Raw genomic sequence first — 11633 nt, 5'->3', positions numbered from 1 at the left:
ATATATAGATGCTATGGTTAAATACAAACTTAACCTGCTGCACCTACATTTAACCGACGACGAAGGATGGCGGGTTGAAATTAAAAGCCTGCCAAAGCTTACCACAGTTGGGGCTTATAATGTTAAAAAAGTTGGGCAGTTTGGTACATTTACCCCACCCACTTTAGATGAGCCGCGCACTTATGGTGGTTTTTATACCCAGGAAGATATTAAGGAACTGGTACAATACGCAAAAGACCGCTTTGTAAATATACTGCCAGAAATTGATGTACCGGGCCATAGTCTTGCCGCTGTAGCCGCCTATCCGGAACTTTCCTGTACTCCGGGTGCCGATAAATATGTAGTAAACTCTGGCGAGCCATTTATGAAGTGGGAAGGACCGCACAATACCGCCATTGTCGATAATACCTTATGCCCGGCCAATGAAAATGTATATGCATTTTTAGATAAGGTTGTTACCGAGGTTGCCCAGCTTTTCCCTTTCCCATATATTCATATGGGTGGCGATGAGTGCGCCAAAAACTTTTGGGAACAAAGCGATGCCATAAAGGCATTAATGGTTAAAGAAAACCTGAAAACCCAGCAGGAGGTACAAAGCTACTTTGAAAAACGCTTGGAAAAAATTGTAGAATCAAAGGGTAAAAAATTTATGGGCTGGGATGAGATCCTGGAAGGCGGCGTGGGTCCCAATGCTGCTGTGATGAGCTGGAGGGGTATTGCAGGTGGAATTGAAGCTGCAAAAATGGGCCATGATGTAGTGATGAGCCCTACCACATTTGCATACCTGGATTATATGCAAAGCGATGTAAACGAAACTAAAATTTACGCCAAACTGCGCCTCAATAAAACCTACGAGTTTGAGCCGGTGCCTGATAGCGTTGATGCTAAGCTGATAAAAGGCGGCCAGGCTAATTTATGGACCGAGCAGGTTTATAACATCCGCCAGGCCGAATACATGACCTGGCCAAGGGGCATGGCCATTGCCGAATCGGTATGGTCGCCAAGAGAAAAAAAGGATTGGGAATACTTTTTTGGCAAAGTTGAAAAACAGTTTGAACGCTTTGATGAATCTGAAACCAAATATGCGCCGAGTGTATATGATCCATCATTTAGCGCAACTAAAAACCCCGATAGTACCCTCAAAATAACGCTTACCAACGAAGCGCCGGGACTGGATACTTATTACAGCTTTGATAACTCTTTACCCGACAATTTTTATCCTAAATATACAGCTCCTATTGATGCGCCTAAGGATGCAACAATGCTAAAGGTAATTACCTACCGTGGTAAAAAACCTATCGGCCGTATGGTTACTATGCCATTGATTGATCTGGCTAAACGGGCTAAATAAAGGAGTAAAGATGTGTAGATAAAGGATCAGGGACTTTTATGATCAAACAATATTCTAAGCAATTTTAAAACCTATAAAGATTCAAATAAGAAAGCCTCTCGGGATATGTACCGAAGGGCTTTCTTATTGTATATGCGTTTTTCTTAGTGTAAGCGATTGAAGAGCATGCGCCAATGAAAGGAAAGCGCAAGCCAAATCCTTGCTCCTTTATCCTTGCTCCTTCCATCTTTGCTCCTTTATCCTTCCATCCTTGCTCCAAAATTCCTTGCTTCCAGGAAATTAATGCTTATTGCCAAAACCAAACTCCCTGTAAGTATCGGGCATGGTACCATTATTGGTAAAGGCGAAAGTGAAGGTAGTACCCCAGCTTTCAAAGTCTGCATTTTTATCTTTAGATGTTTCGATATGTACCGAGCTTAGCATATAGATCCCTTCGCGGCTTAGCTTAAAATAAATAAGCCCGCCTGCATCGGCACTCAGCTTTTGCGGAAATACATTACCATTAATAGTTTTAACATACAGGATAACCACAGCCTCCTTTAATGGCTTTCCCCGAAAAAGCACCTGGGCTGTTACATCGTCGCCATAATCGGCTTTGTATGGATTTTGTTTTATAATTATTTCGTATTCCTCGTTTAATGATTTATMGAAATCCTTATCGCTCGGTTTATCAACTGTTATAAGCGTTTTTAAATAGCGGGTTGTTTTTTCTATAAAATATTGCTGATTATTATTTTTTGCCTCCTCTGCAATTTTATCAAGACCCTCGTTGTTCAGGTATTTTAAAAACTTATTCCTTTCAGATTCTACATTTTCACTTTTAACCACCTCTATCATCGCCAAACCCGGACTTTCCAGTTTATAGTTCAAAAAATTAGCCGAGGTGTCTTTAGGAGACTTACTGAGATCGGTTTGCTTCTTTCCTTCATACAACATAAATTTAGAGATTTTTTCGCTTTCGTACTTGTATTCACCCTCCTTTACAAATTCACTGCCGCTTAATAAATGCAGATCGAGTTTATCACCCTTTTTCATATAAAAGCTGCCGGGCAATAAAAAATAATCCTGAGAAGAAGCCGCAAAACCAATGAGCAACAACACCACTATAAGTAAAAATCCAATTCGTTTCATAAGTTTTTTGTTAGGATTACCAAACATACAAAGTTTAACCCGAAAATATTATTTTTTAGCCTTGTTGAGGGCGTTGCCATTTAAAAACTTCAGTAGTTTTACATTATGATTTTTGACCGTAAAAACCTTGATACTGAAACTTTAGTGTCTTTTTACAAAAAATTGTTGCTTCCGCGCCTGGTTGAGGAGAAAATGCTGATCCTGCTAAGACAAGGGCGCATCGGCAAATGGTTTTCAGGAATTGGCCAGGAAGCCATTGCCGTGGGCAGTACACTGGCCATGCAGGCCGATGAGTATATTTTACCCATGCACCGCAACCTGGGCGTTTTTACAACCAGAAATATCCCGCTTTCGCGTTTAATGGCACAATGGCAGGGCAAGCCATCGGGCTTTACCAAAGGGCGCGACCGCTCCTTTCACTTTGGCACGCAGGAATATAAAATCATCGGGATGATATCCCATCTTGGCCCGCAACTGGCCCTTGCAGATGGCATTGCCCTGGCTGACATGCTATCCAACCAAAAGAAAACCACCCTGGTATTTACCGGCGAGGGTGCTACCAGCGAAGGAGATTTTCATGAGGCTCTTAATATTGCTGCCGTTTGGAATTTACCCGTTATTTTCCTGGTAGAGAATAATGGTTACGCTCTATCGACCCCTACTAACGAACAATACCATTGCAGCCAGTTGGTTGATAAGGCCAAAGGTTACGGCATGGAAGGCCGCCGCATTGATGGCAACAACATTTTAGAAGTTTACCATACCATAACTGATATCAAAAACAGCATCCAGGAAAACCCACGCCCGGTTTTGCTGGAATGCATGACCTTCAGGATGCGCGGGCACGAGGAAGCATCGGGTACCAAATATGTTCCGCAAAATTTGTTTGAGTGGTGGGGCGCTAAAGACCCGCTGGCTAATTTTGAGAAATACCTGCTGAATGAGCGGGTGTTACTCCCCGAATGGATCCCACTCATCAAAAAAGAGTTTACCACGCTTATCGAGTCGGAGTTTGAAAAGGTTTATAGCGAGGCCGATATTGTTCCGGATATTGAAACAGAGGTGGCTGATATGTATCAGCCTTACCACTTCCCGGCTAATCAGCCATCGGCTACGCCAGCAACCGGCAAACGTTATATTGATGCCATAAGTGATGGGCTAAGGCAAGGCATGCGCAAACATGCCAACCTGGTGATCATGGGACAGGACATTGCAGAGTATGGCGGGGCCTTTAAAATAACCCAGGGCTTTGTGGAAGAGTTTGGCAAAGGCAGGGTGCGCAATACCCCTATTTGCGAATCGGGTATTGTTGGTGCCGGCATGGGCCTGGCGCTTAACGGTTATAAAGCTATTGTTGAAATGCAGTTTGCCGATTTTGTAACCTGCGGCTTTAACCAGATCATTAATAACCTGGCCAAAACCCATTACCGCTGGGCACAGGCTGTGGACATGGTTATACGTATGCCCACAGGTGCCGGCACGGGAGCAGGTCCGTTTCACTCACAAAGCAACGAGGCCTGGTTCACCAAAACACCGGGATTGAAGGTTGTTTACCCGGCCTTCCCCGCAGATGCCAAAGGGCTCCTGCTGGCCGCTATTGACGACCCTAACCCGGTGATCTACTTTGAGCATAAATACCTGTACCGCAGCATCAGCGGTGAAGTACCGGATAATGATGTGCTAATAGAAATAGGCAAAGCCAATATTGTACAACAAGGTGAAAAAGCCACTATTGTTACCTTTGGTTTAGGTGTACACTGGGCGTTGGACTATGCCGCTAAACATCCGGACCAATCTTTAGAGATCATCGACCTGCGCAGCCTACAGCCATGGGATAAAGAAGCTGTTGAACAAAGCGTAAAGCAAACCGGCCGTGCACTGGTATTGCATGAGGATACCCTCACCAGCGGCTTCGGGGCCGAAATAGCCGCCCATATAGCCGAGCACTGTTTTAAATACCTTGACGCGCCTGTAATGCGCTGTGGCAGCCTTGATACCGCTATACCAATGAACAAAGCATTGGAAGACCAGTTTTTGGCGAAAGCGAGGTTGGGGGAAACGGTGGACAAGTTACTCACCTATTAGTTGAATTAATACAATAGGGTGTTCCACCGGAACGCTCCCGAACACCGGAACGGGTGGAACACCTTTATGTCTGTAAATCAGTAAGTTGACCGATGGTCAAAATAGGGGCTGGAACACCTTTATAGCTGTAAGTCAATGTGTTAGGTTTTTATGAAATTGCGAAATATTTGCCCGGACAGAGAAAATATACGGTGTCGCCCTGAAAAAGCTTGCTCTTTTGGTGATTAATCCTATACTGGGTTTACGCCCCAGTTTATGGCAGGCTCCATAAACAAAACAGGCTGCTTCAAATTTGAAGCAGCCTGTTTATCATGTATTTAAACGGGATTTATTGTTGCTGATCTGGTTCATCAGATGGTGTACCTACAACTTTATAAATAGTATCGCCGTTGTTGTTTTTGCTTTCCTGGTAATAAAAACCATCAGGAGAAACATATAATTTTTCGCCGTTGATCTTTATTTTCCGGCAATCATCAGGTAATTGGGTAACAATATCACCTATTTGGGGGCCTTGCTGATAGTCGCCATTGCCGCTGTTATCGGTATTTAACTCGCCATCTTTACCGGCAATTACATAAACCTGTGTGCCATCATCTTTGGTATATGGTTGATAGTACACACCATTTAACTCATAGTACTGCTCGCCATTAATGGTGATTGATTTGGCATCTGTTGGTAAGGTTTTAACCTCGGCACCTATAGGTGGTTCAACAACAGTGTATTGATCATTATATTGACGGTAGTATAAACCATCGCTATAATAGTACTGGTAATCGCCATACCAGAATGGATAATATCCGTAAGGTAAAAATCCTATGCTGAAACCAATACGTGGGTAGTAATATGAACTGTAGTAGTTATGGTATGGATAATAATAGTGACTTCCAAAATATCCGCCACGGCCACCGTAACGATAAGAACCGCGGTTATAAACCCTGGTACCGTATCCGTTAGCGCTGTTGTAGTAAGAGCCACGGCCGCCATTATAAGCACGCCTGTCAACACTGTTATAGCTACGGGTGCCACCAGTGTAAACACGTTGTCCGTTTGCGTTTACACCGCTGCGCTGAGGGGCCACAGCTACGTTGTTTGACCTTGTGCCCATGCCGTAATTGCCACGCTGAGGCGCTACATTTGCATTGCCACGATTTACATAGCCGCCGCCGCTAAAGCCACGTGATGGGGGAGCCACTGCAGTACGCTGACCGCCGCCGCCACCATTAAATGAAGGACGGGCAACACCAACGTTGCCACCACCAGAAGGACGGGAAACGCTAACACTACCGCCGCCGCCGCCAGATCTTGAGCCGCCGCCACCGCCACTGCTGCTTCCGCCACCACCACCGCCGCCTCTGCGTTGTGCCGATGCTGTAAAAGCTAAAGGCAAGCTCAACAAGCCTGCTAAAGCGAATGAAAATAAATTTTTATATGTCCTTTTCATGATTGAAAGTTTTTACTGTTCAGCAGGTATTTTGCTGAGTATATATTTATAGACCAAAAAATGTTTAAACGGTTTAATTTATATTTATAATTATTTAGAAATATTACAAAAAGTACACCAATATAAAATTTACCTTAACAACAACCCTCAAATTACCTTTTTATTGCAATACACTTACTAATTTAATGCCTCGGCAATCAGCAAAAAAGGTTCTTCAAACTGCAGGCTGAAAAAACCATCAGCGGTAGTTTTGTAAAGCCCCTGCCCGTTATCTTGCAAGCCTTTGTATTGCAATATGTTAGGTTTCGTTAATAACTCAATTTGCTCCCCGGCCGGTTTCCACTTGCTGAAACCAGATGTAACAGGATAAATTTTTTGCTGCGCGTTAAAAATAACCAGGTTAATTTTACCTGCATAGGGCAAAAAATCTGCTAATGCCAACTCGTCAGTAACAATGTTCACCGCCGGGTAATTATTAGCAGTAAGAAACTTTAAAGCCGCTACCGCCAGGCTGTTGTTACCTGCCGGGATCAGTTTAATATCCGACTGCAGGATCATTTCATCACCATAGCTAATTATCCAATCTACCTTAATCCCAAAACTGTTTAACTTTTCGGCAGTATGGGGTGTGGTAATCACCGTTGGGCTCCACTCCAATAATTGTCCCAGCAACTCCTCCTCAAAATTATCCATACCCAGCACCAGCAATGCAGGCTCCTGTTTTTCGCGAACAATATGATGGGATGACATAGGCTAAAGTTAGGGGGAATAAATGAATATTGGATGAAAAGGAGAGGCAGGAAAATGTTAAATTATCATATTTAACATTTGGGTTTAAAGTATTACGGTGTAATAAGGGCGCTTAAAATTGCTTTGTCAGAAGAAGCTATACAGGTTTTGCGGGTAAATCCTGCTTAAGTTAAATTGTTTTTGTAGTGTTTCCTGCAGGGTTGTACCCGAATTGCTATTTAAAGGCAAATGAAAAATGCAACAGGTTCTCAAAACCTACTTCGAAATAAACATCAGATGGCTTTCTTTTTTGTTCAAATATTTGGTATATCGTGCTTTTATAGTTCTTGCATTACAAAACCTGAACTCTTTTATAGATGACTTGCATTGTGCAGCGGGTTTAGAGGAATAATTGTAAAATATTTCGATTGWTTTATTAGCCATTGTAAGAATTGCTATTAGGCTTCTTTGCCAAGTTCTTGCTCATAGAAATCAAGAATATTCTTCAAGATATTGTCGAAGTTACTTTCGTTATAGAACCTCGTCGACATGTCAATGACTTCGGCTATCGAACTTCCTGCTTCTACCTGCCAAGCGTTCCGTCCATCAAATTTTTTGCCGTCAATTTTTTCGATTGATAATGGTGAGCCGAAATATCCTTTTAGTTCTTTAACAAAGTCAGCGATGAAATATTGGTTGGGTGTAGGCCAATCATTCATTGCACTTAAAAAAAGCACAGCTATGTCCTTTAATTTATGATCTGCCAGATCAAGATCAACTAAATCTTCAAGTGCTGAATACGTTTCAATCTTGTTATTAATCTTATTGCTCATATAGTTGGCCGTATTAACTTCGTATAATTATTCGATTAATCTAATCTGAACCTCTTCTTTATCCTATAACTAAGTTAACAAAAAAGCCTCCAGATTTCCATCTAAAGGCTTTTTCATTTTATCCCCATGCTTGGCATACGGTGGGTCATTTAGTGGTCCTTAGACTACAAAACTCGAACTCTTTTATGGATGATTTGCATTGTGCGGCTGGTTTAGAAGATCGTAGTTACGATTCTGAAGTATTTCTTAGGAGTTAAGTATCAGATATTTTTTTGTCTTTCCGATTTCTCAATTCTGCAGTTTCATATTCCAATAATTCAATAAACGACTTATCTACTTTATTAAAGAGGTCAAGTTCATAATCCCATCTATAAATTATCCCCTTTTTGTTAAAGCAATACACATCAGCATCTCCAATGACTTTCATAAATGGAATATAGTCGTTATTAGTTTGGTTCGTAAAGACGTCTGTTTGGATATTAATATCCAAACACTCTGGTATATCAGCTGCAAATCCAAAAACTTCCAATCCATAAAGAAAAGGCCAAAATGGACCAACTTCTAACTGTTTAGGTCGAGGCCAGATACCCTCTTTAACTTCAATACTAAGTCCACCTAATGGCGAAAGTGAATAATCCTTAAAATCCTTTGGTAACTTGATTTTATATCGTTTCTCARATTTATTTAAAACATCACGATGAGGTGCGTCTTTGCCACAAGCGAAAAATCTTCATCTATATATTTCAGAAGCATTTTTTCGTAATCGAATGGTTTTTTGAAAAACATTATTGATGATTGGGATTCAAGCCTGAAGTAAAGATAAAAAACTATCCCAACAAAAAAACCCTCAGATCTTATCTAAAGGGTTTTAATAATCTTCCCATGTTGTTTCCAAGGTGGGTCATTTAGTGGTCTCCAAGGCTCCAATTTCCAATAATTTTATTGAAGATATACAACTATTAATTGACCTGACGGTGTAATAAAGGCATATTTTAAATATGGTGACGGGAAGTGTTTCAAACTATTTAAAGTAAAATCGCCAACAAACTATTTTAAAACAAAGCCCCTTGTCCGTTAAGACAAGGGGCTTCCAATTGGATGCTTAGTGATTAGCAACCTTTTTTCTTGCACTCTGCTGAGCCTTTAACGCAATGATCTTTCTTCAAAGTCTTTGCAGTTGCAGCTTTCGCTTTTGCCTTTTTAACAGGCGTTTTATCGGCAGCCATTACGGTTGATGCAGCGATCATGATCGCTAATATGCTTAATGTTATCTTTTTCATTTGTTTTTAAATTGAATGTTAAATAATAAACGGATATGTTTGTTTAGGTTGTTCGATATTACTTAACAGGTTTTGGGTGGTTTCCAGTCTGCCTTATGATAAGCGGATAGCTTACCGATCTTATAGAGGGAAACTGTCTTCAGGTTAAACGGCAAATAGCCGGGATGCAAGGTTAATGCTTGTTCGGTCAAGAAACCGCAAATACTGCAAGTAAACAAAGTAGCACAACCCGGTTTGGTACAACCATCATCATTCTTTGTTTTCTTCTCGTGGCAAACCTTTTTACCGGCGACACGCTTACAACAGGTTTTATTAGTCGCTAACTGTATAGGCTTAACCATCCCCGAAAAGGTGGAAACGAAAACCATGCAGCACAATAATAAAATGGCGGTAAACTTCATTGATCCAAATATAACTACTTTCTTGGCATATAGATAATAATGCAGGCTCCGATAACGGCAACCAATGCGCCGATCACATCCCAGCGGTCAGGTTTAAAGCCATCTACCTTCCAGGCCCATATCAGTGCCATGATAATAAAGATGCCGCCATAAGCCGCATATACGCGGCCGAAGTTGGCGGTTTGCCAGGTAGCCACCACACCATATAAAGCTAAGATCAAACCACCGGCTAAACCCCACCACATGGGCTTGCCTTCTTTTAACCATTGCCAGACAAGGTAGCCGCCGCCTATCTCAAAAAGACCGGCAAGTATAAAGATGGATAGTGATTTTAATAGATTCATAGTTCCAGTTCAGATGTGATAAAGCCTTTGACGCCTTTGGTACCGGTAATTTTCAGCCAGGTTGTTTCGTCATTGTTAACGTCGATGCTAAAGTTAAAGAAATCACAGCACTGGCGCTCGGTCTTTATAAAATCGGTCAACAGGTCAACATTGTGGTCGGTTCCTACAAAACGATAAGCATAGCCATTGGTCAGTTCTTTTTTCTCTTTGATCAGTTTCCTGATCGCGGCAATAACAGTGGCTTTTCTTTTTTGCAGCTCCGGCGAAGTGAGCTTACAGGTCATCGGTTTTTTATCCATAACGGCAGGTGTCTTTTTAGGAGCGGTTTGCGCGAAACTGCCGCAGCAAGCGAACAGGCAGCACAACAATATCAGGCAAGTTTTATTCATGTTTTTTTGATTTACCTTTACAAATATAAACCGTGGAGTATAGTCCACTGTCAAGGGGTAAATTCAGAAAGATGCTGATAGGGGAATTAGTTGCCAAAACAGGCTTTAGCAGGGATACCATCCGCTTTTATGAAAAGCAGGGATTGATCCGCATTGACCGTAAAGAGAGGCGGAATAATAATTACAAAGAATATTCGGAGACTATCCTGCAAAAGCTGCTGGTGATCAAAAAGCTTAAAGGTTTCGGCTTTACGTTGAACGAGGCTGTAGAATATCTGGAGTTGATTGATAACAATGCTGCGTCATGCACCAATGTGGCTGAAAAGGTAAACGAGAAGGTCAAACAGATCGAACAGAAGATAGCGGAATTGCTGGAGTTACGTACCTCGATGGTCACTATGGTGACTACTTGCGTGAATTGCTGTCAGCCGGGAGATCCGGACGATAATTGCCCGATACTGGTTTCGGATAGCTTTTGAAAGTGTAGTGAATCAATGATAAATTTTAGGACCGTCACTATCGCAACGGGCCTAAAATAATTTTTTAATTTTCTTCAGTACTTTTCGGTAGTACCGAACTTTCAGTGGTCCCGACGAGAACCGAACTCCTGATGTCCCATTTTTTTAACACGAAGAAAAAACACACAAAAATAGATTTGATGAGTACTTTGAGATCGCCCCCCTAAAACAACCCTTCAATAATATCAGCTGCCGAAAGTCCTTCCGCCTCGGCGTGGTAGCTGCGTACAATACGGTGGGTTAAAATAGGTTTGGCAACAGCCTGCACATCTTCAATATCGGGTGAGTATTTTCCGTTGATAACAGCATGGCACTTGGCCCCCAAAACCAAAAACTGTGATGCCCGCGGACCAGCACCCCAGGTAAGTAATCGGTTTATCTGTGGCGCGGCAAACGCGGTGTTGGGGCGGGTTTTTGACACCAGCTTTACGGCATATTCCATCACATGATCGGTAACCGGGATGTTGCGCACCAATTGCTGAAAGTAAGTGATCTGCTCGGCATTCAATATCTTTTTAACATCTACCTTTAAAGTGCTTGTGGTGTTTTTAACAACCTGTAGCTCCTCTTTAAACGATGGGTAATCTAATGCTACGTTGAACATAAACCTATCCAGCTGGGCCTCGGGCAGGGGATAAGTGCCTTCCTGCTCAATGGGGTTTTGCGTGGCTAATACAAAAAATGGTTTGGCAAGCTTGTGCGTAACCCCGGCGGCGGTAACCGCTTTTTCCTGCATGGCTTCCAGTAAGGCAGCCTGGGTTTTTGGCGGGGTGCGGTTTATTTCATCGGCAAGGATGATATTGCTGAAAACAGGGCCGGGTATAAATTTAAAATTACGGTCTTCGCCTAATATTTCCGAGCCGATGATGTCTGATGGCATCAGGTCGGGAGTAAACTGGATGCGTTTAAAATCAAGGTCGAGCACCTGCGATACGGTTTGCACCAGCAGGGTTTTGGCAAGGCCCGGTACGCCTACCAGTAAGCAATGCCCATTGCTGAAGATAGATATCAGCACAAATTTTACCACCTCATCCTGCCCAATGATAACTTTCCCTATTTCAGATCGTATTTGCTGGTAAGCCAGTTTTAAAGCATCGGCAGCTTCAACATCAGAGCGGTGTGGCATAAATT

General features: G+C 42.3%; 11 protein-coding genes and 1 pseudogene. 3 read left to right on the top strand and 9 right to left on the bottom strand.

The features are described 5' to 3' along the window. On the top strand, positions 1 to 1351 hold a 1351-nt coding region (locus AC1DPZ_RS03490; RefSeq protein WP_477401279.1), incomplete at its 5' end, for a beta-N-acetylhexosaminidase. A gap of 279 nt (positions 1352 to 1630) precedes the next feature. Here the strand turns inward: AC1DPZ_RS03490 and AC1DPZ_RS03485 are convergent. Beyond that, positions 1631 to 2482: a DUF4198 domain-containing protein gene (locus AC1DPZ_RS03485; RefSeq protein ID WP_477401278.1), complete on the bottom strand. Its 852-nt coding sequence runs from the start codon at positions 2480 to 2482 to the stop codon at positions 1631 to 1633. Positions 2483 to 2587: 105 nt separating this feature from the next. Here AC1DPZ_RS03485 and AC1DPZ_RS03480 point away from each other — a divergent pair, with 105 nt between their 5' ends. Continuing rightward, positions 2588 to 4567 (top strand): alpha-ketoacid dehydrogenase subunit alpha/beta, encoded by a 1980-nt coding sequence (locus tag AC1DPZ_RS03480; RefSeq protein ID WP_477401276.1) that lies wholly within the window; start codon positions 2588 to 2590, stop codon positions 4565 to 4567. Between the two features lie 328 nt (positions 4568 to 4895). Here AC1DPZ_RS03480 and AC1DPZ_RS03475 read toward each other — a convergent pair whose 3' ends face one another. The 7 genes and pseudogenes from AC1DPZ_RS03475 to AC1DPZ_RS03445 form a co-directional block, all read right to left on the bottom strand. Beyond that, complete coding sequence (locus AC1DPZ_RS03475) at positions 4896 to 5672, bottom strand: DUF6515 family protein (protein ID WP_477401280.1); 777 nt, start codon at positions 5670 to 5672, stop codon at positions 4896 to 4898. A 513-nt stretch (positions 5673 to 6185) separates the two neighbouring features. Beyond that, complete coding sequence (locus AC1DPZ_RS03470; RefSeq protein ID WP_477401275.1) at positions 6186 to 6758, bottom strand: thiamine diphosphokinase; 573 nt, start codon at positions 6756 to 6758, stop codon at positions 6186 to 6188. A 437-nt stretch (positions 6759 to 7195) separates the two neighbouring features. After that, entirely contained in the window at positions 7196 to 7570 is a 375-nt protein-coding gene (locus AC1DPZ_RS03465; protein ID WP_477401273.1) for a hypothetical protein, read from the bottom strand. A 253-nt stretch (positions 7571 to 7823) separates the two neighbouring features. Then, a pseudogene (locus AC1DPZ_RS03460) lies at positions 7824 to 8252 on the bottom strand (SMI1/KNR4 family protein); the annotation flags it as partial. A gap of 427 nt (positions 8253 to 8679) precedes the next feature. After that, complete coding sequence (locus AC1DPZ_RS03455; protein ID WP_167516368.1) at positions 8680 to 8850, bottom strand: hypothetical protein; 171 nt, start codon at positions 8848 to 8850, stop codon at positions 8680 to 8682. 415 nt (positions 8851 to 9265) lie between these two features. Next, the gene (locus AC1DPZ_RS03450) at positions 9266 to 9595 is read right to left on the bottom strand and encodes a YnfA family protein (protein WP_477401271.1); all 330 of its coding nucleotides are present in this window, start codon (positions 9593 to 9595) and stop codon (positions 9266 to 9268) included. After that, positions 9592 to 9984 carry a hypothetical protein gene (locus tag AC1DPZ_RS03445; RefSeq protein WP_477401270.1) on the bottom strand — a complete coding sequence of 131 codons (393 nt, stop codon included), beginning with the start codon at positions 9982 to 9984 and terminating at the stop codon, positions 9592 to 9594. Before AC1DPZ_RS03445 ends, AC1DPZ_RS03450 begins: the two co-directional genes overlap by 4 nt. Before the next feature lie 71 nt (positions 9985 to 10055). On the opposite strand from AC1DPZ_RS03445, the gene AC1DPZ_RS03440 reads away from it, so the two are divergent. Beyond that, a complete protein-coding gene (locus AC1DPZ_RS03440) occupies positions 10056 to 10463 on the top strand; it encodes a MerR family transcriptional regulator (RefSeq protein ID WP_477401269.1) in 408 nt (135 codons plus the stop codon). Positions 10464 to 10665: 202 nt separating this feature from the next. On the opposite strand, the gene AC1DPZ_RS03435 is transcribed toward AC1DPZ_RS03440, so the two are convergent. Then, positions 10666 to 11628 (bottom strand): AAA family ATPase, encoded by a 963-nt coding sequence (locus tag AC1DPZ_RS03435; RefSeq protein ID WP_477401267.1) that lies wholly within the window; start codon positions 11626 to 11628, stop codon positions 10666 to 10668. Positions 11629 to 11633: the final 5 nt, after the last annotated feature.

This window comes from Mucilaginibacter sp. P4_G9, from assembly GCF_056400985.1.
The sequence above is the reverse complement of the archived record's forward strand: the minus strand, read 5'-3'. Positions and strand labels throughout refer to the sequence as shown.